At 44.9% G+C, this 22,855-nt stretch carries 24 protein-coding genes; 12 read left to right on the plus strand and 12 right to left on the minus strand.

Annotation, left to right across the window (positions count from 1 at the left end; all coding sequences use genetic code 11):
• Positions 1–36 precede the first annotated feature (36 nt).
• The 6 genes from ACL934_RS00780 to ACL934_RS00805 all read right to left on the minus strand — a co-directional run bounded on the left by ACL934_RS00780 (position 37) and on the right by ACL934_RS00805 (position 4,931).
• Positions 37–342, minus strand: a complete 306-nt coding sequence (locus ACL934_RS00780) for a hypothetical protein (RefSeq protein ID WP_374076754.1) — start codon at positions 340–342, stop codon at positions 37–39.
• 11 nt (positions 343–353) lie between these two features.
• Positions 354–1,844 carry a methyl-accepting chemotaxis protein gene (locus ACL934_RS00785; protein WP_374076755.1) on the minus strand — a complete coding sequence of 497 codons (1,491 nt, stop codon included), beginning with the start codon at positions 1,842–1,844 and terminating at the stop codon, positions 354–356.
• Positions 1,845–2,117: 273 nt separating this feature from the next.
• Positions 2,118–2,636 carry a hypoxanthine phosphoribosyltransferase gene (gene hpt, locus ACL934_RS00790; RefSeq protein ID WP_374076757.1) on the minus strand — a complete coding sequence of 173 codons (519 nt, stop codon included), beginning with the start codon at positions 2,634–2,636 and terminating at the stop codon, positions 2,118–2,120.
• 12 nt (positions 2,637–2,648) lie between these two features.
• Positions 2,649–3,371, minus strand: coding sequence for a tetratricopeptide repeat protein (locus ACL934_RS00795; protein ID WP_374076759.1), 723 nt, complete (start codon positions 3,369–3,371; stop codon positions 2,649–2,651).
• On the minus strand, positions 3,371–4,111 hold the full coding sequence (locus tag ACL934_RS00800) for an outer membrane protein assembly factor BamD (protein ID WP_413612937.1): 741 nt from the start codon (positions 4,109–4,111) through the stop codon (positions 3,371–3,373). Before ACL934_RS00800 ends, ACL934_RS00795 begins: the two co-directional genes overlap by 1 nt.
• Positions 4,112–4,145: 34 nt before the next feature.
• A complete protein-coding gene (locus tag ACL934_RS00805) occupies positions 4,146–4,931 on the minus strand; it encodes a tetratricopeptide repeat protein (RefSeq protein WP_413612938.1) in 786 nt (261 codons plus the stop codon).
• Positions 4,932–5,071: 140 nt separating this feature from the next.
• Between ACL934_RS00805 and ACL934_RS00810 the strand changes: the two genes are divergently transcribed.
• Genes ACL934_RS00810 through mltG form a run of 5 tightly spaced genes read left to right on the plus strand, consistent with a single transcriptional unit; the run spans position 5,072 to position 11,422 of the window.
• Complete coding sequence (locus tag ACL934_RS00810) at positions 5,072–6,448, plus strand: aminotransferase class III-fold pyridoxal phosphate-dependent enzyme (protein ID WP_413612939.1); 1,377 nt, start codon at positions 5,072–5,074, stop codon at positions 6,446–6,448.
• Positions 6,449–7,795 (plus strand): M20 family metallopeptidase, encoded by a 1,347-nt coding sequence (locus tag ACL934_RS00815; protein ID WP_413612940.1) that lies wholly within the window; start codon positions 6,449–6,451, stop codon positions 7,793–7,795.
• Positions 7,792–8,820: an arginine N-succinyltransferase gene (locus ACL934_RS00820; protein WP_413612941.1), complete on the plus strand. Its 1,029-nt coding sequence runs from the start codon at positions 7,792–7,794 to the stop codon at positions 8,818–8,820. The genes ACL934_RS00815 and ACL934_RS00820 overlap by 4 nt, the downstream gene beginning before the upstream one ends.
• Before the next feature lie 2 nt (positions 8,821–8,822).
• Positions 8,823–10,340: a succinylglutamate-semialdehyde dehydrogenase gene (locus ACL934_RS00825; protein ID WP_374076774.1), complete on the plus strand. Its 1,518-nt coding sequence runs from the start codon at positions 8,823–8,825 to the stop codon at positions 10,338–10,340.
• The gene (gene mltG / locus ACL934_RS00830) at positions 10,340–11,422 is read left to right on the plus strand and encodes an endolytic transglycosylase MltG (protein ID WP_374076776.1); all 1,083 of its coding nucleotides are present in this window, start codon (positions 10,340–10,342) and stop codon (positions 11,420–11,422) included. The genes ACL934_RS00825 and mltG overlap by 1 nt, the downstream gene beginning before the upstream one ends.
• Here mltG and ACL934_RS00835 read toward each other — a convergent pair.
• A complete protein-coding gene (locus tag ACL934_RS00835; protein ID WP_374076778.1) occupies positions 11,419–11,910 on the minus strand; it encodes a hypothetical protein in 492 nt (163 codons plus the stop codon). The two genes, mltG and ACL934_RS00835, sit on opposite strands and share 4 nt — an antisense overlap.
• A 191-nt stretch (positions 11,911–12,101) precedes the next feature.
• On the opposite strand from ACL934_RS00835, the gene lysC reads away from it, so the two are divergent.
• The 3 genes from lysC (at position 12,102) to ACL934_RS00850 (ending at position 14,555) form a co-directional block, all read left to right on the plus strand.
• Positions 12,102–13,484 (plus strand): lysine-sensitive aspartokinase 3, encoded by a 1,383-nt coding sequence (gene lysC / locus ACL934_RS00840; RefSeq protein ID WP_413612942.1) that lies wholly within the window; start codon positions 12,102–12,104, stop codon positions 13,482–13,484.
• A 7-nt stretch (positions 13,485–13,491) separates the two neighbouring features.
• Positions 13,492–14,088: a nitroreductase family protein gene (locus ACL934_RS00845; RefSeq protein WP_374076780.1), complete on the plus strand. Its 597-nt coding sequence runs from the start codon at positions 13,492–13,494 to the stop codon at positions 14,086–14,088.
• 101 nt (positions 14,089–14,189) lie between these two features.
• Positions 14,190–14,555: a hypothetical protein gene (locus tag ACL934_RS00850; protein WP_374076782.1), complete on the plus strand. Its 366-nt coding sequence runs from the start codon at positions 14,190–14,192 to the stop codon at positions 14,553–14,555.
• An 84-nt stretch (positions 14,556–14,639) separates the two neighbouring features.
• On the opposite strand, the gene ACL934_RS00855 is transcribed toward ACL934_RS00850, so the two are convergent.
• Complete coding sequence (locus ACL934_RS00855; RefSeq protein WP_374076786.1) at positions 14,640–15,167, minus strand: hypothetical protein; 528 nt, start codon at positions 15,165–15,167, stop codon at positions 14,640–14,642.
• Between the two features lie 238 nt (positions 15,168–15,405).
• Between ACL934_RS00855 and dusB the strand changes: the two genes are divergently transcribed.
• From dusB to ACL934_RS00875, 4 genes are all read left to right on the plus strand, one after another.
• Positions 15,406–16,419: a tRNA dihydrouridine synthase DusB gene (dusB, locus tag ACL934_RS00860; RefSeq protein WP_413612943.1), complete on the plus strand. Its 1,014-nt coding sequence runs from the start codon at positions 15,406–15,408 to the stop codon at positions 16,417–16,419.
• A gap of 93 nt (positions 16,420–16,512) precedes the next feature.
• Positions 16,513–18,327 (plus strand): translational GTPase TypA, encoded by a 1,815-nt coding sequence (gene typA / locus ACL934_RS00865; protein WP_374076790.1) that lies wholly within the window; start codon positions 16,513–16,515, stop codon positions 18,325–18,327.
• The gene (locus ACL934_RS00870) at positions 18,327–19,253 is read left to right on the plus strand and encodes an ABC transporter ATP-binding protein (protein WP_374076792.1); all 927 of its coding nucleotides are present in this window, start codon (positions 18,327–18,329) and stop codon (positions 19,251–19,253) included. Before typA ends, ACL934_RS00870 begins: the two co-directional genes overlap by 1 nt.
• A gap of 1 nt (position 19,254) precedes the next feature.
• Positions 19,255–20,043, plus strand: a complete 789-nt coding sequence (locus ACL934_RS00875; RefSeq protein ID WP_374076794.1) for an ABC transporter permease — start codon at positions 19,255–19,257, stop codon at positions 20,041–20,043.
• A 1-nt stretch (position 20,044) separates the two neighbouring features.
• On the opposite strand, the gene ACL934_RS00880 is transcribed toward ACL934_RS00875, so the two are convergent.
• The 4 genes from ACL934_RS00880 to ACL934_RS00895 are packed head-to-tail and all read right to left on the minus strand — an operon-like array spanning position 20,045 to position 22,842.
• Positions 20,045–20,452, minus strand: coding sequence for a DUF523 domain-containing protein (locus ACL934_RS00880; RefSeq protein WP_374076796.1), 408 nt, complete (start codon positions 20,450–20,452; stop codon positions 20,045–20,047).
• Entirely contained in the window at positions 20,449–21,267 is an 819-nt protein-coding gene (mtgA, locus tag ACL934_RS00885) for a monofunctional biosynthetic peptidoglycan transglycosylase (RefSeq protein WP_413612944.1), read from the minus strand. The genes ACL934_RS00880 and mtgA overlap by 4 nt, the downstream gene beginning before the upstream one ends.
• Positions 21,268–21,274: 7 nt before the next feature.
• Complete coding sequence (locus ACL934_RS00890) at positions 21,275–22,261, minus strand: NAD-dependent epimerase/dehydratase family protein (protein ID WP_374076800.1); 987 nt, start codon at positions 22,259–22,261, stop codon at positions 21,275–21,277.
• Complete coding sequence (locus ACL934_RS00895) at positions 22,258–22,842, minus strand: phosphatase PAP2 family protein (protein ID WP_374076802.1); 585 nt, start codon at positions 22,840–22,842, stop codon at positions 22,258–22,260. The genes ACL934_RS00890 and ACL934_RS00895 overlap by 4 nt, the downstream gene beginning before the upstream one ends.
• Positions 22,843–22,855: the final 13 nt, after the last annotated feature.

A 22,855-nucleotide genomic window follows, 5' to 3' on the forward strand; every position in this document is an offset into this window, starting at 1 on the left:
GCTCTTTAGAAAGAGCCCTGAGGATCAAAAACTAGATTATTTGCATTCAGCTTTGTCAGCGAAAGTCTTACCAAGATCTTTGCCATCAAATTTTGCTGAAACTATCTTTTCGGTCAAAGTGCCTTTGCGAACGATTTTTGAGCTTTTCTCTGCCCATTTGCCGCAAGCTTCTTCGTTATCCAGCTTCTTAGTTTCTTCAGTTGGATTTTTGCCGTTGTAAGGCTTCATGGCCTCTGTTTCTTTACCGGCGCAAGCTTTGCGATCAATTGAGATCACACAGTCGCCTGCGAAAGCCATTTGACCCATAAGTAGCATGGATACGATCAATGTTGTTTTTTTCATGGAATTCTCCTTTAAGCTGCAGAAGTGGCGTCGCCACTTTCTGAATTTAGTTGTTGTTCATTTCCCATTTCTTTTGATTTTTTTCCGACTAAAATGTGCAAAGAGCACATCATTTTATAAAGTTCTTCGGACTGTGTCTGCATGTCTTCTGACGAGTTCGTGACCGCTCCCATGGACGACGCCACACCTTGAAGACTTTGATCAATCTGAGTCAGAGCCTTATTTACCTGTTCAATACCTTGAGATTGTTCATGAGACCCTTGAGCCACGGTTTGAATGAGTTCAGAAACACGATGAGTATTGTCGACAATGGCATTCAAAGACTTTTCGCTTTCGGCAGCTAAAGTAACACCTGTTTTACTTTTGTTTGTGGCTTCGTGAATAAGACCACTGATTTCTTTTGCGGCTTCCGCACTTTTTTGTGCCAAGGCGCGAACGGCATCAGCGACAACGGCAAAGCCTTTTCCTTGTTCACCGGCGCGGGCCGCTTCGACAGCGGCATTTAATGCCAGCAAATTTGTTTGAAATGCGATGTCGTCAATCAAACCTAGAATCTCTTCAATTTTTTGCGAACTTTTCGAAATTTCGCCAATAACGGTGATAAGCTCATTGATCTTCTTTTGCCCGTTGTGAACGGTGTCCTGTCCTTCTTTGGAAATATCTGCGGCTTGATTTGAATTCAAAGAATTTTGGCGTACGGTGGCTGTGAGTTCTTCCATCGAAGCGACAATTTCCTCTAAGGAGGCCGCTGTTGAGGTTGAGCTGGAAGAAATACGGTCACTGGATTCCACCAATTCGTGTGCCCGAGAACGAATCGTTTGGGAACTCGTATCAAGCCCGTCGGCGACTGAAGTCAAAGCTTGTTGAACTTTGCGAATATTCCAAATACTTGCAAAAAGCCCTAATAAAATAAAGACGCTGACAATGCTAATTAAAAAATACATCGTCATTTTGAAGTTCTTAGCAACCTCTTCCGTCTTTTGAACTCCAGCCATATAGCTTTCGTCCGTCAGTTTTTTTAAAGAGTCGTAGGCTTCGTTAAAACTCTTTGCAGAGCTTCCCTGCAGAATCTCTTCAGCCAATTGATGATTCTCTTTGTCGACGGCTTCGCGAAATTTTTCACTTTCAACTTGGTACTGATCCCAAGCAGCCAAAAAAGCATCGTAAGACTTACGCAAGTTATCGTTAACCAAAAGAGGGTCGATAACTTTGGAGTAGATGGTGATGTTGCCAAGAAGACTGTCCATCTCTTCGAGAACCAACTTTCTTTCATCTGTGCTCTGAGTTGCCAAAAGGTTGAATTCCAACTTGCGGTAGTTGGAAAGATTAATGTTCAGATCTGCAGCCTTACTGACGGCTGGAAGCCATGTTTCGCCAATTTCGCTGGTCACTTTGTTTTGAAAACGCAGACGATCCAGAGACAAAAGATTAGTAATCAGAGCAATGGCAATCAAAAGCCCTGTGACGAACAAGAATCGGCCTTTGAGGGATAGCTTAGACATAGGTGGTTCCTCCGCACCTTGTTTCGGAGTCCTTAAAAAAGAAAATAGGTCTAGGAGGCGAGATTTCATCGTTAAACCCCGAAAGCGAGGTGGGCTGAAATTTAATATAAGTGGATTTTGTTTAGATTTCTTAGACCTTCGTTCAGGGCGCTATTGACGAAGGTCTTAAGACTGCTTAGATTGGGCTCAGGAGATTCTCAGCATGCCGAAACAACTTGTGTTCCTCTATGCCTTTTGCGTCGTGATTCTATTTCTTGTGAACGTCGCTGTTTCTTAGTTCTTCAAAGTATAGATATCTGGATAGTTTCTTCCGACTTCTTCGGAATCCATTCCGTATCCAACAACATAACGGTCATCAATAGTTTTACCAATGTAGTCTGCTTTGATTGGCAATTCGCGACGAGCGGGTTTATCGAGCAAAGTGACGATTTTCAATGAAGCAGGGGCAGACGCAAAAAGACGGCTTCTTAAGAAGCTCAATGTGCGGCCTGTATCGATGATTTCTTCTACGATCAAAACGTGTTTGCCGGCGATATTCACAGAAATATCTTTGACGATTTTGATCGCGCCACCGCGCTCAACCGCTTGCACGTGTACGAAATCCACTTGCTGTGGCAATTCCACTTTGCGCATCAAATCCGCTGTGAAGTGAATGGAGCCGCGCAAAGGACAGATGAAAACAACTTCTTTTCCTTCGTAATCATGTTCGATTTGTTCAGCGAGATTTTCGATAAGCTCTTTGATTTCGTCGCTAGTGAGGAAGGGAACCATTTGTTCTTTAAGTTGTGCCATGTTGTGCCTCTATTACAAGTCGATGGAAGTGATGCCAGCTGCTTGAGCCATTTTTAAATAGCGCAAAGCTTCGGGGTGTTGTGGGTCCCGAATGAGAATATTCTCCCATTGTTCAGTGGCTTCAGCAATATTGTTTGAGTTGTAGTAAATAGCCCCAAGCTTTAGGCGAGCTGGAATAAGGTGGGGATATTCACGGATCAAAGCTTTCAAGTCTTTAATGGCGCGATCACCTTGTCCCAATTGAACGTAAACTTCAGCAATTCGCAAAGTAACTTCGGCTTTTCGGCTAGAAAGTTTTTGCGCTTTCAAAAGTTGTTCAAGAGCTTCGTTGTAGCGTTTGTATTGGTAGTAAAGGTCCGCCAGCTCTTCGTGCTTGGAAGCCAATTTTTCGTCGACGAAAGGATCTTGTTTGCCGGATTTCTTTTCAAGTTGGACTTGGGCATCCAAGAACACTTGTTTTCCTTCGTCGTATTTTCCAAGGTCGTTCAAGATAATGGAAAGACCGACGCTCGCATCCGTGTATGTTGGATCAATTTCCAGAGCGCGTTTGAATGTCTTAATAGCTTTGCTGAATTGACCTTTGTCGTAAAAGATCGTCGCGAGCATCTGATAAACTTCAGGATTGCGCGTATTCTGTAGCAACATCTGATTCAAGATAGGTTCAGCCATCTTGTAGTTGCCGTTGATAAAATATCCACGAGCTTCGGAAAGCATATCGTCATGAAGAGCATTCATTATTCGATCTCCTTCTGAGCATCTTTCAACTCACTGCTGCCGGGAAATTCACGAGCCAAAACTTCAGTGTATTTTTTAGCTTTGGGAGTATCGCCCGTTTTCTGAGCGCAAATCGCTGCACGTGAAAGAGCTTTGGCGTCAAGGCCAAGACCGCGGTAGTTGTTATAAAGGCCTTCGTAGCGAGACAAAGCGCTGTCGAAGATTTTACGTTTGAAGTAGAAGTCAGCGATGTATTCTTCTTTTTCAGCCAACATTTTAATCGCAGCACTGCGCTTTTCTTTGGCTTCACCAACGTGCACAGAGTTTGGATATTTCTTAATAACTTCAGATAGATTCAAGATGGCATCGTTAGCTTGAGTTAAGTCGCGATCAATTGTTGTAGGCAACTGATTGAAGTAACTCATGCCGATACGGAACTGAACGTAATCTGCATTTGGAACTGTCGGGTGAAGCTCTTTGAACATTTGGTAAGAGACCTGAGCTTCAGCGTAAGATTCTTGTTTGTAGTAAACGTCAGCAATCGCAAGTTCCGCTTTGGTTGCGAAGTTGCTGTACGGGAATTTATTTTTCACTTCCGTATAACGACGAATAGCTTCTTCGTAACGCTCACCTTGGTCGTACTCTTCCGCGATAGCGAAAGCGCCTTCCGGTGTGTTGGAGTTCTTTTCAGTTGTTGAACAGCCAGAGAGCAAAAGTCCCATAGCTGCAGCGATTGTTATGACTCGGAGCGTTTTTAACATAGAAGTAAATCATATTAAGGTCCAGGACCAGCTGTCAACGCGTCATCAACACAGAGGATTTTTTAATCCATCCCGTAAGAGAACCAGGGTAGGTGACTTGCACCCAATCGCCCTGAGTTTCGCGAGTGATCACTTCCATTCCGCCGAAAAGCTCAAGGATTGCGACCTGATTGTCCCCAGGAGCGGTCTGCAGAGAGACTTTTTCTTCAATGATAGTTCCTCGCAAAATCGTGGAATCATAGACTTTCAGAGCCAAAAGCCCTGTAAATATCACAAAAGCGAGGCTTAAAAGACTTCCAATTAACGGAAACGCCGGGAGGGATTTTTCCTCTTCCAGCGCTTTTCTTCGACGCCCGCCATAAGAAATCAAAATCCAACCCGCAGCGAAAAGAGAAAGAGCAGAAAGAATCAAGTACGCAGAGAGAGGAACGGGTTGAAGCAGTTTTGAGCGCAAAGACTCGTAAGTTTCAATTTGATGAGGAACTTCCTTCACTTGCATTTGTGAGAGAATGAATTTGAGACCCGCTTGCGCTGTTGGAAGTTCGGGGTCCGAGGCCAAAGCTTTGCGCAGAAGGCCAATGGCGAGAGGCTTTTTTCCCAATTGAAACTCTGCGAGAGCGAGATTCGTCAAGGTCGTTGCGTTATAAGGATCTTTGTCTAGGGCTTGAGTGAAAACTTCCTGAGCCTTCGTATAATCCTTTGCAAGATAAAGCTGTGTGCCTTGTTTAAAAAGCTCCGCAGAAGATCCAGTTTGTGCCGCAACGAGAGTGGGCAAAACGAGTGACAGAAAGAACACAGAGAGAGATTTCAATTTCGACATAGCTCTACAAGTTTACAGATAAAAGTCTTTCCGTGTCTACCACGTGTCTTGTCTTAGTCCTGGGGCGGGAGTAAACTGGACGGGCATTTCATATAACAATGGGTCCATGGAAAATAGGCGAAGGATCCGCGAAAGGTATTATGAGTTCTCTTGTAGGTCATCAGATACAGCAATCCGAAAAAGTAAAAACATTGGTTCAAGATCTTGTGGGTGAAGTGACGAAACTGAATTCACAAATTTCGGGAATACGTGCTCCTCTTGATGAATTTAAAGAAGCTGGAAAACAAAAAGTAGATCTTGCGGGTCAATTCCGTGGTCGTCCGCTGCACTATCCTTACATGGGCACAGGTGCTGGTCGTGGTCCTTATGTGGAGCTTGAAGACGGCAGCGTGAAATTGGATTTGATCAACGGCATCGGTATTCACTTGATGGGTCACGCACATCCTCGCGTGATTGCAGCAGCGGTTCGTGGATCTTTGTCGGATATTTTGACTCAAGGTAATCTGCAACCAAACAACGAATACCGTTTGTTCACAGAAAAAATGGTGAAGATCGCGAGCAAAAAAAGCCGCATGAAGTATGCATGGATTGCTACGTGCGGAACTATGGCCAATGAAAATGCCTTGAAACTTTCTCGTCAAAAAAATTCTCCGGCGCGTTTTGTGATGGGCTTTAAAGATGCTTTTGCCGGCCGTTCAACGATGATGGCGGAAGTGACTGACAACCCGGCTTACAAACAAGGCTTGCCTGAATATCACGAAGTTTTGCGTGTTCCATTCTTTGATAAACGTGATCCTCGCTCTGGCGAAAAAGCTTTGACGGTGATGAAAGAGCACGTAGCAAAACACGAAGGCAATATTTCTGTTTTCGGTTTTGAGCCGATGTTGGGTGAAGGTGGTTATCAAGCGGCTCCTCGTGAGTTCTTCATCCCACTTCTTGATTTCTGTAAATCTAAAAACATCGCCATCTGGGCGGATGAAGTGCAAACTTTCACACGCACAGGTGAATACTTCGCCTTTGAAACTTTGGATATCGGTCAATACATCGACATCTGCACAATCGCGAAGACAGCGCAAATCGGTGCGACTCTTTACACAGAAGAATACAATCCAAAACCAGGTTTGATCGCGGGAACATTCTCGGGTTCAACACCTTCATTGTGTGCTGGTATGGAAATGATCGACATGCTTTCTGAAGGTTTCTTGGGACCAAACGGTCGTATCATGCAAATCCACAAGCGTTTCATCGACGGTATCAACCGTTTGAACGACACGACTTGCAAAGGCATTGCGCAAGATGCTGGCGGTATGGGTTTGATGATCGCTTTCACTCCTCATGACGGGAAAAAAGAAAGTGTGAATGCGTTCTTGAATAAACTATTCCAAAACGGCGTGATTGCTTTCCCTTGTGGTAAAGATCCAGTGCGCGCGCGTTTCTTGGTTCCTGCAATTATTCAAGATGAAGACATCGACATCGCGTTGAAAGCGATCGAAAAAACTTTGCTCGAAGGAGTATAGTTGGATTTTATTGAGGCCTGCAGGCAGCTTATCTCCATCGACAGTACACCCACTCACGGCAATAGAGATCTTGCACGGTGGGTGGCGGCGTTTTGCCGTCAAAAAGGTTTGTACGTTGAAGAGCAGGAAGAAGTCGTTGGCGATTTAGTTCAAGTGAACGTGATCGCGCGACCGACGGAAGAAAGACCCAGTGCGGAGCTTTTATTGCAAACACACTTGGACACCGTCGATCCGGGGCCTTTTCCACTTTGGACGGAAACGGGAGCCAATCCCTTTGATGCGCATATCATTGATGGAAAAATCTATGGTTTGGGCGCGGCCGATGTGAAACTTGATTTTTTATGTAAGCTTGAAGCCATGGCTTCATTTGGAAAAGATCGCGCTTGGCGCTTGCCTCCAGTTCTTGTTGGAACTTTTGGTGAAGAGTCAGGGATGCAAGGAGCCCTAAAGCTCATTCGTAAAAACAAAGTCTCTGCGAAGATGGCTTTGATCGGGGAGCCCAGCGACTTGCAAGTGATCAATGCAGCAAAAGGTTTTGCGAGCGTAGAAATTCGCGTGCCTTTTTCTGAAGAGGAAACGCGCTATCGCCAGGAACATAACTTGCGCGAAAGTACGTCGACACAATCAAAACTTTTCCGAGGCAAGGCGGCGCATTCTTCGACGCCGCATCTTGGAGAGAGCGCGATTGTGAAAATGCTTGAATATCTTATGATGCTTCCCGATTCAGTGAACATCATGGAGATGGACGGCGGAATTAATTTTAATACGGTTCCAAGTAACGCATTTTTAGAGATCGACATGGTTTCGATGATTCAAAACCCGATTTCTAAAAAGATCGCCAACATCTATCGTGCGGTGAAAACTTTGGAGCTGGAGTTTTTGGATTATACGGATGTGGACTTCCACCCCAGCACTCCGACTCTGAATATTGGTTTGGCAAGGACGAACGAAGATGACATCCAGCTTTCTGGCACATGTCGTATTCCACCGGTCATCACGCACGAGATTTACGAGCGTTGGATGGATCGACTTCGTCAGGTTTGTGAAGAAAACGGCGCAAGCTTCCGTGTGAATGATTATAAAAAGCCTTTCCGCACGGAGGTGAATTCAATTTTGGTGAAAGGCTGCTTGGATGAATTGCGCACGATGGGACTGAGTGACCGTCCTATCACGCAAGCATCCACAAACGAGGCGAGTATCTTTTCTCGCATCGGAGTCGACTGTGTATGTTTTGGTCCCGGCAAACGGGAAGGAAACGTGCACACACCGCAAGAGCACGTGGCTTTGGCGGATTTGGAAAAAGCGACTCAGTTTTATAAAAAGATCATCGAAAGGTTTTGTTTATGAGTTTTATTATTCGCTCAGTACAGCACGATGATTTGACTCAGTTGGTGGATTTGGCAAAGCAGTTTAATTTGCTTAATCTTCCAGGTGATAAGAAAGTCATCGGCGAAAAGATTGAACGCAGTGAGCACTCGTTTGCGGGAAAGCTTCCCAAACATCAGTCTGAATATCTTTTTGTCGTCGAGGACGTGGAAGAAAAATGTGTGGTGGGAAGCTCTTTGGTTCTGGCAAAGCACGGAACAGATGAAGTTCCTCACAGCTTCTTTAAGATTTTTAAAAGGGATCACTTCTCTCAAGATCTTGGTATCGGATTTATTCATCAAGTTTTGCGCTTTCAGTTGGATTTTGATGGGCCAACAGAAATCGGAGGACTTCTTGTTGATAAAGCTTACAGACGTCGTCCTGAAAAATTGGGAAAACAAATCAGTCTGTCGCGTTTCCTGTACATGGGCCTTTACCCAGAGAAATTTGAAAATCGCGTTCTGTGTGAATTAACTCCTCCCTTGACGGATGAAGGTCGCAGTGAATTCTGGGAGGCCTTGGGAAGAAGATTTACAGGTCTTCCCTATCAAGAGGCCGACCTTCTGAGTCAGTCACACAAAGAATTTATCGAAAGTCTTTTTCCGCAAGATGACATCTATCTTTGCTTGCTGGATTCCAAAGCACGCTTGGTTTTGGGAAGAGTGGGCGAGGCGACAAAGCCTGCGCAACATCTTTTGGAAAGCATTGGATTTAGTTATCTTGATGAGGTGGATCCCTTTGATGGCGGACCTCACTATGGCGCAGACACTGCGGAAATTTTGCCAATCAAGTACGGCAAAAGATTGAAGGTCGCAGAGTTTAAGGATGCCTCTTACAAAGAGCAGGGACTTGTCGCGACAACAAGCGAAGAGTTCAAAGTGGCTTTGGCATCCGTCGACGTGCGCGGCGGCGAAGTGGCAATCGCTCCAAAGTTCAGACAACTTTTGGGCGTTGATGTTGGCGAAGAAGTTTATATGTCTCCATTCAATTACAACAGAGGAAAATAGACATGAGCACCACCATGTTTGATGTGAAATACAAAGGCGATTTTATCAACGGACGTTTTGTGCCTGTGACAAAAGGTGATGGCGAATTTAAAGACATCAGCCCTTCTGATCTGAATGACACAGTCATGACAGTGCCATTTAAGCACGATCATGTCGATGAAGCCTGCGTGGCCGCGAAGAAAGCGTACCCGGCATGGGCGACTCTTTCGATGAACGAGAGAAAAAATTATTTGATGCGTTTGAAAGAACTCTTTGATGCCAACGCAGAGCAAATGGCGCAGATCATCTCTCGCGATACAGGAAAACCTTCTTGGGAAGCGATGACAGAGGCCAAAGCGTTGGGTGCCAAGATTGATATCACTTTGAATCATTCATTGAACTTGGTGGCTGAAGAAAGAATCACGAACGCACTTCCGCAAGTAGACGGTGTGATTCGTCATCGTTCACGCGGTGTGATGGCGGTGGTGGGACCTTTTAATTTTCCAGCGCATCTTCCAAACGGTCATATCATTCCGGCTTTGATTGCTGGAAACACAGTGGTCTTTAAACCTTCGGAGCAAACTCCGGCTGTGGGTCAGTTTATGGCTGAACTTTTTGAAAGAGCGCAATTCCCACAAGGTGTTTTCAATCTTATCCAAGGCGATGGCGCTGCGGGTGGACGTTTGGTTGCTAACGAACACGTCGATGGGATCCTTTTCACGGGTTCTTACGAAGTGGGACTTAAAATCAAGCAAGAGACTTTAACTCACTACTGGAAAATCTTAGCTCTTGAAATGGGTGGTAAGAACGCCACTGTGGTTTGGGAAGATGCTGACATGGACAAAGCGGTCTATGAAAGTTTGGTGGGTGCTTACATGACAGCGGGACAACGCTGCTCTTGCACTAGCCGTATCATCCTTCATCCAAAAATTGCAGAAGAGTTTACTGAAAGATTCTATCAAGCCGCGAAAAAACTGACGATCGGTCACTGGAAAGAAAATACGTTCATGGGGACTTTGATCAATGCGGCGGCTGTTGAAAAATACATCCGTTTCCAAGAGATCGCGAACCGTGAAAACTGTGAAAGCTTGATGCGTGGTAAAGCCTTGGATCTAAAACACAAAGGTTACTATGTGACTCCAAGTATTCACATCGTAAATAAATTTGATCCAAACAGCGTTTATCAAAAATCCGAAATCTTTGGTCCAAACGTAGCGATCTATCAAACAGACAACTGGGATCATGCGATGGAAATCGTGAACTCCACAGGTTATGGTTTGGTGATGGCGCTGTTCTCTAAAGATAAAGCTCTTTACGAAGATGCTTTGTTCAAGGCGCGCGTAGGTCTTTTGAACTGGAACCGCACAACAAACGGCGCAAGTTCTCGTTTGCCATTTGGTGGGTTCGGTAAATCAGGTAATGACCGTCCGTCGGCGCACTTTGCAATTCAATATTGCACAATGCCTGTGGCAAGCCTTGAAGACCCAACTCCTTTTGACCCGACTAAAATTTTACCGGGTATGAATTTGGATATGAAATAATGAAGAAAACGCTTCTTGTTCTGACAGTCGCAGTAGTAGCCCTCCTTGTCGCCATTGGCGGGGGAGTGGCGTATTTAGGATATTCATTCTTAAACACGCGTCCTAGTGACGTTGCTCAGGACGTTGTCTACGAAGTGACTCCGGGAAAAGGTTTTAATTCCATTGCGTCGGAGTTAGAAGAAAAAGGTCTGTTGAAAAACGCTTTCTTTTTCTCGATGTATGCGCGTGTAAAAGGAGATCGTTCGAAATTAAAAGTCGGCGAATATCTTTTGCGCACGAATATGACTCCCAAAGAAGTGTTAGAAACAATCACGTCAGGAAAAAGTGTCGCACGCAGCTTTACTGTGAGCGAAGGTCTTAGCATTTACGAGATCGCGGATCTTTATCAGAAACAGGGCTTTGGCACTTCGGTGGAATTCCTGGCGCTGGCACGTGATCCTCAGTTTGTAAGAAGTCTTTTGGGGGAATCGCAAGAGAGTCTTGAGGGATATCTTTTTCCAGAAACTTACATGCTCACGAAGTACACGGATACAAGAACGCTGATCTCAAACATGGTGAAAAGATTTTTGTATGTGTATAGCGAAGTTCTTCCTCTGGCCGCCATTCAAGGTTGGAATCGCCACCAGGTTGTGACTCTTGCAAGTATCATTGAAAAAGAAACGGGTGCGCCGGAAGAGCGTCCTTTGATCTCTTCGGTGTTTCACAATCGCTTGCTTAAAAAGATGCGTTTGCAAACAGATCCAACGGTCATCTATGGCAAGGCAGAGAAGACTGGCCGTATTGAGATCAACATCACTCGCGCGGATCTGACAACACCTACAAGATACAATACTTATGTGATCTTTGGTTTGCCTCCGGGTCCGATTGCCAACCCTGGCAGAGAGGCTCTGCTCGCGGCTTTGAAGCCAGAGAACAGTCAGTACTTATTCTTTGTAAGTCAAAACGATGGGACTCATGTATTTTCCGAGGACTATCAAGGACACGAAAGAGCCGTAAAAAAATTCCAAATTGATCGTAAGGCTCGTGAAGGAAAATCTTGGCGAGATTTGCAAAAACGCGAGACGTCTCCAGCTAAAAACTAAGGGGAGAATCCCTCTGGAGCCGTCATTCGATCAAAAGACTTCGTTGTCGGATTGTACTTAAAAATATTTAAGCGTGGCACCATTTGGTCGTCGTAAGTGGGAGCCACGATTTCAAGAAGGCCGTCTTTATCCACATCAGTGATAGCCAGGTTCGTTGCATTTCCTTGTAACAGGAAGTATCCATCACGATTTTCAAAAAGAGGAAGCTTTGTGATTAAAGAAAGCTCTCCTGTCGCCTCTTGATTGTAGACTTCAAGGCTCAGGGCATTTTTGCTTTTGATTTTCAAAACAGTCACCCGTGGTCCAGAAGGCGAAAGACTGCTGCTGACTTTGGCGATGATTTCGCGGTCTCCGTTGAGGAACGCATCTTTGATCTTAGTACGCAGGGATGGAACAACGGCAACAGTGACTAGAGTCATTGCTACTAGGGCCAAAAGCGCCATGAGTGCCAGTTCCTTCTTTTTGAATGTCGAGTCAGATGTGGTCATGTTCAAAGTCTGCCATAAAATTCATTGAATAAAAAAGCAGAAAAGGAATAAGATGCCGAGAACCCATCTCATAAACCCAATTCCTGCGTTGCTTCGTCGTCGCAGTACGATGTACAGCTTCCTCCTCGCGCCTTGGCCTTGGGTTTATGAGATGGGTTCTCAGGAGTCAGGCCTTTGACCGAGGAGTTTTTGTGGCACAACTGGTAGTTTCTAAGTTTGGCGGAACTTCAATGGGAGACGCGGAGTGCATGCTTCGCAGTGCGGAAGTCAGTTTTCGTCAGGGATCAAGTTTGATTGCGGTTTCTGCAACGTCAGGAACAACCAATGATCTTATAGCTCTAGGTAAGACGGCCGAGTCTCAACCATGGCCTGAGGCAGAGAAAATCATCACCAAGATCCAAGACAAACACGTCAAGATTGCAAAAGATCTGGCAGTGTCAGCACATTCTCAAGAACGTCTGGAAGTTCTTTTTGAAGAAATGAGCTCTTTGGCAAAAGGGGTTCACCTTCTCAGAGATTGTTCCGTGAAAGCCATGGACACTTTGATGAGCTTAGGCGAAAGAATGTCTTCTGTTCTTTTCACGGAAGCGATGGTTAAAGTTCTTGAAAAGCATAACTCCAAAAAAACAGCCGAGCTTTTCGATGTGCGCACGGTGCTTCGCACTGACGATTCTTTTGGAAAAGCCAAACCTCTCACGGCTGAAGTGGCAAAACTATGTTCTGAAAATCTGGGCTTCTTGCGCGATTATAAAAAAGTGATCGTCACGCAAGGCTATATCGGCATGACTGACGAAGGCATGACGACAACTTTGGGTCGCGGGGGCAGTGACTATTCCGCCGCTATTTTAGCAGAAGGTGTTGCAGCCGATGTCCTTGAGATCTGGACAGATGTTGCTGGGATTGCGACGACAGATCCTCGTTTGTGTCCTAAAGCTAAACCAATTCGCGAAATTTCTTTTAAGGAAGCTTCAGAGCTTGCGACTTTCGGAGCAAAAGTTTTGCATCCAGCGACTTTGCTTCCTGCAATTCGTAAAAACATTCCCGTGTTCGTAGGCTCCAGCTTTGATCCAGAAGCCAAAGGAACCTGGGTTCGCAAAGATGTTGAGGATCATCCTCTGATTCGCGCGATGGCTTTAAGAAAAAAACAAGTGCTTGTGACATTGTCGACGCCAGAAATGTTGCATGCCCATGGTTTCCTATTCCAACTTTTCAAAGTCTTCAATGACCACAAAGTCAGTATCGACGCGATCACGACATCTGAAATTTCAGTGAGTGTGACGTTGGATGATTCAACATTGGTAAATAAGAAATTGATCTCGGATCTTTCTCAATTTGCGGATGTTCAAGTGGAAGACAACTTGGCTTTGATTTCCTTGATCGGAAATAACATCAATCACACACCGGGACTTGGAAAGCACATCTTTGAAGCTATTTCCGACATCAACGTGCGTATGATTTGTCTGGGTGCAAGTAAGCACAACTTCTGCTTCCTGGTCAGTGAAGAACAAGGCCCTGAAGCCATTCGCCGACTGCATGAAACCTTCATCGAAGCTGGCACCGAAGAAATGGGCTAGTCGGTTTATGAATAAAGAAGAATTTTACCAGTTATTAGAGTCACGAAAATCTATTCGTAAATATAAACCGGATGCGGTTCCCAAAGAAATCATCGAAAAAATTCTGATGGCGGGAATGCATGCACCTTCGGGAAAGAATCGTCAAAACTGGCGCTTCTTTGTGGTGACGGGTGCAAAGCGTGATGAGTACCTGAAGTATTCGCAGAAATCATGGTTGGGTATCAAAGATATTCTTTCGCAAAGACTCAAACCGTCCCTGTATCAATTTACTGAGCGCTTTTTTTATACGTTAGGTGACGCACCAGTTATTATTTTTGCGTACTCCCACAACGACAATGAAGAGCGCTACCACACGAGCATCGGCTCTGTGTATATGGCTGTGGAAAACATGAACCTTGCGTGTTTAGTTGAGGGACTTGGCTCTTGCACGATGGGAGCGCCGCTTGAAATTAAAGAGGACGTGGATAAGTTTTTAGGCGTGGATCAGTTGCCAGAATATCAAAAAGGAGAGTTAGAACTTCTCTGTGCGATGGTGTGCGGATATCCCGATCACAATCCTCCGAAAGCACCTCGGCAGCTTGAAGGCCGAGTGACTTGGCTCTAGACAGTTATCCATTTTTTTCCATTACAAAAATGAAGGAGGAGAAAGCGGCTCGCATAGTTTATCTTCGGTGGTCTAACTAAAAAAACTCATAGGAGACTATTATGAAGAAGATCGTTTTTATCGCGCTTTCTCTATTCGTAGGGGCTACAGCTTCCGCAACTAGCATCATTCCTACCCCCACATTTAAAAAAGCCACTATCAATGTTTGTCCTAAAGGTGCGCTAGGTTGTGCTCACACAATCAATCTTAATGGCAAAAAATTTGCGATGGCCGTGGATGAAGATTCTCAAGAGACTGAGCGCACGGTCAATGCGCTCATTGGGAACAACCAATTCCACAATATTCGTAAAACTCAACCGTTCACAGTCAGAGGTTACTTTGTTGAAAGAGGTGTTTTCCCAAATCCAACAGTGAAAAGAACTGTGTTCGTGATTCTTGAAGTTGCAGGGACTGTAAGCCCAAGATAAGTTTAGCAACGAAATTTTAGAAAAGAAAAAGGCCTCTGAACGAGGCCTTTTTTATTTTTGCAATTCGATTTTCAGAAGTTTCTATTAAGTGCCGTGGAAACCGATTGTCACCATCAAAACTTGGCTTGTCTTAGTATCAATGATGTAAAGAATTTGCCAGCTTCCGTCTTCGTCAGCATGTCCGCTGCCATAGATTTTCAAAGTTGGATCTGCTTTGATTGCTGTTAAAGCTTTCGTCAAATTTTCACGAGCAGATTTGAACTCAGCTTCGTAGTCTTGGTCTTGAATTTCAACGGCATAAAGAGCGAACTCAACGATTTTGCTAACGCTTGTATTTTGAAAGTCACGTTGATCGTCGTCAGTGTTGGCGCCGCCTTTTGCGAAGCTCATTTGCTTTACGGTCTTAGCGTCCGTTTCAGTCGCTTTCCTAGAGAAAACATAGGCAGAAACATTACCTGCATCACCGAAAGCTTGTTCATTTTGGTTGATGACCTGAACCACAGCCGCAAGCTTTTGGGCGGGAACGGAGTTTACATTGGCAATCGGCGCAAACTTTGCGGCAAGTGTCGGAACAGAAATAGCGATAGTCGCAATAAATCCTAAAAGTTTCATAAGGCTCTCCTATTTAATTTGGAAGGCCGGATCATAGACGAATTTGAGAATTTGTTTTGTTAGGATTCTGGAAACGGGTAAATTTGGAAGAGCCGTCAAAAAGTTAATCAAGACAGTTGATAGTGATGTTCAGCCAGATCGAATACATTCGTTATGAATACCTAAACCTATGAAATAAGGTCAGTTTTTAAAAACAGAAGTACCTTTTTCATTACGTTTTTGTTATACCCTTTCGCCTATGAATCCAGTTGAAGCCCTAAAGACAAATCCTTTTGTCCTTGCTCCTATGGCAGGGATTACGGACCACGCTTTTCGCACGTTCATGAAAAAACTAGATACCAGTGTTGTCGTCACAGAACTTGTGAGCGCCAGCGGTATTGAATACAAATCAGAACGCACGATGAAGCTCATGAGCTTTGATGAGTCTCAACGTCCTATCGGGATTCAACTTTTTGGCGAAGAACCAGAAATCGTCGCGCGTGCAGCTCAAGTAGCAGAGGCCGACGGTTGTGATTTCGTCGACCTCAATTTTGGTTGCCCAGTTCCAAAAGTCGTAAAAAAGGGGGCGGGCTCTGCGATTCTAAAAGATCCAGCGGCTGTACAAAAAATGGTTTCCACAGTGAAAGCGGCGATCAAAGTTCCTTTGACGATCAAGATCCGCACGGGTTGGGATGCGAACACTCGCAACGCCGTTGAAATTTGTAACATCGCTTACAACGAGGGTGTTGAGTGGGTGGCGATTCATGGTCGTACGCGCGCTCAGGGTTACACGGGTCTAGCTGACTGGGATTTTATCGCGGACGTGAAATCTAAAACCAAGATTCCTCTTTTAGGAAATGGAGACATTCTCACACCTCGCCAAGCCAACCTTCGACTAGAGCAGTCCGGTTGTGATGGGGTGATGATTGGTCGTGGTTGCCTTAAAAATCCATTTATTTTCATGGATGCTCTGTCTTTGTGGAGGGGAGAACCTCAAAAAGACGTTAAACGGGATTATGTGAGCCTATTCAATAACCTGAAAAGTGAGATTGTTGCGCATTGTGATGAGCACATCACGGGAATCCAACTCAGAAAGTTTGCAGCATGGTTCTCTACAGGTTATGCTGGAGCAGCACAGTTCAGAAAGAATCTTTTCCAATCCAAAAGCAACGAAGAGATCATGGCTTTGGCTAACGAATTTTTCGCTAGCATCGGTAGTGTTGAGCAAGAAGACACGAGCCAAGAAGAGTTCCTAATGGGAGGGCACGGTTAATCGTGATCCTAACAATAATCTGGTGTGCGAAAATTTAAATTTAGTTTTAGTGTTTTAAAGTTTTAGTTTTAAGAGAAATAACGAAGGGTAAATATGGTTCAAGATCCAAAGAAAATTAGAAATATTGCTATCATCGCGCACGTCGACCACGGGAAGACGACGCTCGTTGACCACTTGATCAAACAAGCAGGTACTTTCCGTGACAACGAACACGTTGAAGAACGTCTTATGGACTCCATGGATCTTGAGAAAGAGCGCGGTATCACTATCGCGGCGAAGAATGCTTCGTTCATGTACAAAGACATCAAAGTTAATATCGTAGATACACCGGGACATAGTGACTTCGGTGGTGAAGTTGAACGTATCTTGAACATGGTGGATGGGTGTATCCTTCTTTGCGACGCTTCTGAAGGTCCACTTCCACAAACTCGTTTCGTATTGAAAAAAGCTCTTGAGGGCGGCAAAAAAGTTATCGTTTGTATCAATAAAATTGACCGTGCCGATGCTCGTATTCAAGAAGTTCATAACGAACTTTTCGATTTGTTCATCGATTTAGATGCAACAGAAGAGCAATGTGATTTCCACACAGTTTACGCTATCGCCCGTGAAGGTATGGCAACTCTAGATCCAAAAGTGAACACAGGTTCTTTGGAAGTTCTTTACGATGCTATCGTAAATCTAGTTCCTCCTCCAAAAATTGAAGAGAATGCTCCACTTCAAGTTATGGTTTCTAACATTTCGTACAATGATTACGTAGGTCGTTTGGCTATCGGTCGTATGAAAGCCGGAACTATCAAAGTGGGTGACGAAGTTCTTTGCGTTCAGGCGAACGTACAAAAGAAAGTTAAAGTCTCTGCTTTGTTCCAGTACAAAGTGAACTCGCAAGTTCCAGCTCAAGAAGTTGGTGCTGGTGACATCGTTGTTATCGCGGGTATGGAAGACTTCACTATCGGTGACACGATCACTTCAGTTCTTGATCCTCGTCCTCTTGAGCGTATTCGCGTAGAAGAGCCGACAGTGGGCATGGTGTTCTCGGTCAATAATGGTCCTTTCGCGGGTCTTGATGGTAAGAACGTAACTTCACGTAAAATCATCGAGCGTCTTGAGAGAGAACTTTTGTACAACGTTGCGATCCGCGTAGAAAAAACAGACAACACGGATGCATTCAAAGTTGTCGGTCGTGGTGAGTTGCAATTGGGTGTCTTGATCGAACAAATGCGCCGTGAAAACTTCGAACTTTTGGTTTCCAAACCGACAGTTGTCTTCAAAGAAGAAGGCGGCAAAAAGATGGAGCCAATGGAGATCGCGGTTATCGATATCGAAGACCAATTCGTTGGTGCGGTGACAGAGAAACTTGGAAAACGTAAAGGTGTGATGACGAACATGGTTCAAAAAGGATCTGGTCGTACACGTCTTGAGTTCCGTATCCCTTCTCGTGGTTTGATCGGTTACCGTTCAGACTTCTTGACTGACACTCGTGGTACAGGTCTTTTGAATACACAATTTGACGGTTGGGATCTTTATAAAGGCGAAATCGAACATCGTATGAACGGTGCGATGATTTCTGACCGTAAAGGTTCGGCAACTGCCTACGCGATCTGGAATCTTCAAGAGCGCGGTATCATGATGGTTGAACACGGTGACGATGTGTACGAAGGCATGATCGTTGGTGAACACGCCAAGGAGAATGATCTAGAAGTAAACATCACTCGTGAGAAAAAATTGACGAACGTACGTGCTTCAGGTTCAGATGAAGCTATCCGTCTAGTTCCAGTGAAGAAGTTCACTTTGGAAAGAGCGATGGAATGGATCAAAGATTCTGAGTTGATCGAGGTCACTCCGAAAAACATCCGTCTTCGTTTGAAAGAACTGGACCCACATAAACGTGCAAAAGCAGCGAAGGAATAATGAGTACGAACGTCGCCATTGAGATTAAAGACCTGACAAAGAAATACGACGATAAAGTCGCTGTGGATGGAATCAGTCTGGAAATTTACAAAGGCGAATGTTTTGGTCTCTTAGGTCCAAACGGGGCGGGCAAATCAACGACGATGAAGATGATGTATTGCTCAGCCCTCGTTACAAGCGGGGAGCTTTACGTTCTCGGCCTTAATGTTAAGAAAAATTATCGTGAGATCAAATCTCGCATAGGGGTCGTCCCTCAAGAGGACGGCCTTGATCCTGACTTCACAGTTTTAGAAAATCTCTTAGTCTACGCAAGTTTCCATAAAATCCCAAAGGCAGAGGCCGATCTTCGCGCTCAGGCTTTGTTGCGTTTGATGAAACTGGAAGAGTACCAAGATCGTTCCGTGGAGACACTGAGTGGCGGTATGAAGCGCCGTTTGGCCATTGCTCGCGGTTTGATTAATTCTCCTGAAGTTATTTTCCTCGATGAACCGACGACGGGTCTTGATCCGCAAGCGCGTATCTGGATTTGGGATTTCTTTAAGCATCTCAAATCTGAAAAAAGCACTTTGGTTTTGACCACTCACTACATGGAAGAAGCTGAACAGATGTGTGATCGTGTAGCGATTATCGACGGCGGCCGTATTCTGACAGTGGGAAAACCTCGCGACTTAATTCGTGAGTTGATTGGTAAAGAGGTCGTGGAGTTCGATACAAATCCTGTGGATCTAAACTACTACCTTGGCCGTTTGCGTGCCGAAGGTTTTGCTTATCAGGTGATTAAAGATACGGTGTCTGTTTTGGTGAAAGAGAATCAAGAAGGCCGTCGCGTTGTGGATTTGATTGCAAGTGATAAGATCTTTATTCGTAAGCCGACGTTGAACGACGTCTTCTTAAAGCTTGCGGGCCACCAATTGAGGGATGAGTAAAATGAAGTTTAAAGATTACTTCTCTCGTCCTAAAGTGAATAGCGGAGCCTTCCAAGTATGGTCCCGCAACTTTTTGTATTTTAAAAAGACATGGCTTGTGTCTTTGTTCTGGATTGTTCTTGAGCCTGTGATTTACCTGGGTGCCATCGGTTTTGGACTGGGCGCCTTTGTTAATAACATGGGTGGAATGTCTTATATTGAATTTTTCTTTCCGGCCCTTCTTTCGACGACGGCGATGATGGTTGCTTTCTTTGAAGGGACTTACGGAAACTACACGAAACTCACGCACCAAAAAACTTACGCGACAATCATGCTGACACGTGTAGGACCTGAAGAGATCGTGGCTGGCGAGCTTTTATGGGCGGCAAGCAAAGGTTTCTTTGGTGTGATGGGTGTGACAGTTGTGGCTTTGTTTTTCGGACTGATTGATTCCTACAGAATTCTTTTGGCACTTCCGATTCTGTTTTTATTGTCAGCGCTCTTTTCATGTATCGGAATGATCTTCACTTCGTTTGCGCGTAACTACGATTCGTTCATTTATTCGACATCGGGTCTTATTGTGCCGATGAGTTTATTGAGTGGAACGTATTTCCCATTAGAACAACTGCCAAGCGGTCTTCGTTATTTGGCTTATCTATTCCCATTAACACATGCTGTGGCGGCCGTTCGCGGTATCCTTCATCAAGGACCGACAATTTGGATCGGAGTTCACATCCTTGTTTTGCTTGTTGCAACTTGGATTTGCATGAACGTTTCATTCAACCGCATTCGCGGAAAACTTTTGAAATAGATTAATCTACGACTGTAATTTTGATGCCGTGCTTTTTTAAAAGTTCGGCAAAAACACCGTCGCCCTCCTTTAGATTTCCAGTAAAAGAACCGTCATAGATTTTTCCATGGCCACACATCGGGGACTTGGATTTTAACAGAGCTTCCGTGGCTCCACAGAGTTTTGCGATTTGCAAAGCTTCTAAGGCGCCTTGTTCATACTGAGCCGTGACGTCTTCTCCGGATTTCGTAAGAACTTTATCACCGATGCGTTCTGCCGGAGCACGAGGAGTGGGAAGGCCGCCCATTTGTTCGGGACATACGGGAATGGCTTCGCCATTTTTCACCATCTCTTCTATGGCCGAGCGCGCTTGGGCTTTGCAGTCGTAACGACAGTGAACTCCAGAAAGACAGGCAGAAACTATTTTCATCCTTCAACCTCTTCTTCCATTTCGGCGTTTTCTAAATCTTCCAATGTCGGAATCTCTTCAGCAGGAACGTTGATTTCTTCCGGAGGAGGTTCCGGTTGGAAGAAATACGAAACTTGATTGATGGCTACGTCATACTCTTCTTGAGAAATGCGGTGATAGCGATACATGTCTTCCACAATGCGGCTTAAACGTTTTCTCGCAAAAGGTGTCAGTTCTTTGCGATAGTACGATTTAGAATACTTCACAGGATTGGGAAGAACCATGGCTAGGAAAGCGCTTTCCACGACGGAAAGTTCCGCTGGGGATTTTTGGAAATAGTATTTCGCAGCGGCTTTAACGCCGTAAATATCTTTTCCAAACTCGACGACATTCAAATAGCGCTCAAGAATTTCTTTTTTCGTCAGAGTCTTCTCGATACGATCCGTGATAATAGCCTCAAGACCTTTACGTACGAAAGTGCGATCCTTGGTCAGGAACATGTTCTTAGCAAGCTGCTGAGTGATCGTGGAGCCGCCTCTTTTAAAAACACCGGACTCCCAACCGTCTCGGGCATTCTTCTCGATCGCATCCCAATCAAAACCGCTGTGATTATAGAAATTAGAATCTTCCGTAAGGATGATGGTTTTTTGTAAGGTGGAAGAAATTTGTTTTAAAGGAACATAGCTTTTAGAGCCTGGACAAAGCTCCACTTGATACATGCGAGTCGTGAGGCAACCTTTGATGTCTTTTTCCGTGGGAAGCCACATCCAGAGGCACGCCAAGGCTCCGGCCATTAAAGTAAACACACCCAAAAAAAAGAAGACGACTTTTTTCATTCAGACCTTACGAAAGCAATCCTTGATCTTTCATCCACTGCACGCTGTTGTGGATGGCCTCTCTTGCGGGACGAGGTTTAAAATTCAACTCACGCTGCGCTTTGCTTGAATCAAACCAGTGATACATCGTTGCTGTGTAAGCATTTTCCCGGCTCAAAGGTCCCTTAAGACCGATTTTTTCCATCATATCGCCAATAGCACCGACCGCATGAAGCACGTTGTCCGGCATTAAGCGCGACGGAGCTTTGACTCCGGCCTCTGCCGCGATCATAGCAAAAAGGTCTTTAATAAGAATATTCTCACCCGCAAGAATGTATCTCTCGCCTTTGCGACCATTCTTCCAGGCACTGAGAATTCCTTGAACGACATCTTCTACGGCAACGACGTTTACACCACCGGAAGTGTAGAAGCTCAGTTTTCCCTGCGCGACTTTGAGCTGCATTTTACGACTGCCTTTTTTAGCGTCACCAGCTCCATAGATCGTTGAAGGATTTAGCATTACAGCATTGATGTCACCTTTATCGCATGCGGCTTTCACAATTTTTTCGGCCTGATGCTTGGTTTCAAAGTAACCGAGATTCAGATCCGCAATATTGTAAGGGGAGTCTTCATTCATGATGTCATTGGGAGTGTATCCAGCGCCAATCGCCACAACGGAAGAAAGATAAACCAAGCGACGAACTTTGTGTTCACGGCAGACTTCGACCACGTTGGCCGTGCCTTGCACGTTTACCTTATCCATTAAAGGACGCTCGGATTTTTTATAGGCGATTACTCCGGCAAGATGAAAAACAGTATCGACACCTTTAAAGGCTTCAAGAAGAGAGTGAACATCTGTCACATCTCCGTGAACGTATTTGCAGTTTACGCCTTCAAGTTCTGAAATATCACTTTTAGGACGGACCAAGGCATAGACGTGATGTCCTTCATTAACGAGGGCCTTGGTAACCCAGCTCCCTAAAAAACCATTGGCGCCTGTGACTAGAATCTTCATGATGTAACGGTCCCTTCTGAATCTATTCTCACCAGAACTTTTTGGCAGAGTCGTGCAAACAGAAGTCCGAAGATGAGACCTAAAAGCCCACCGCAGATAACATCTGTAGGAAAATGAACACCGTTGTAAACGCGACTATAGGCGACTATCGTCGCCAACGAATACAGCGGAACTGCCGCAGGAGGAAAGATGGCGCCGGTAAAGCTTGCGAAGGTGAACATATTTGTCGCGTGATTAGAGACAAAGCTATAACCGCCGAAAGGGGAGCGAACTTGAACTTCAAGGTTCTGTGTCTCCGCAGGCCTCGGTCTTTGCACTGTTTTCTTTAAAGCCCAATTTCCGAACCCATCCGATGCGCCAACAGAAAGAGCGCAGAAGAAAAAGATCACGAGACCTTTTTTTAAACCGCGACGCCAAACAAAAATCGTGAGGATAAGAGGAACCAACACCGTTTTAAAAAAAGGCGTCTTATGAAGATCCGTGACGAAGGGGAAAAACTGATCAGCCCAAGCCGCCGTCCACTGGGAATTTACCAATATAAAGAGGCTCTTATCGAGGCCTAAGATAAAATCGAGCATCATGAGAACTGTAGCC

The sequence above is a fragment of the Bdellovibrio sp. HCB-110 genome (assembly GCF_047323225.1).
Taxonomy (GTDB): domain Bacteria; phylum Bdellovibrionota; class Bdellovibrionia; order Bdellovibrionales; family Bdellovibrionaceae; genus Bdellovibrio.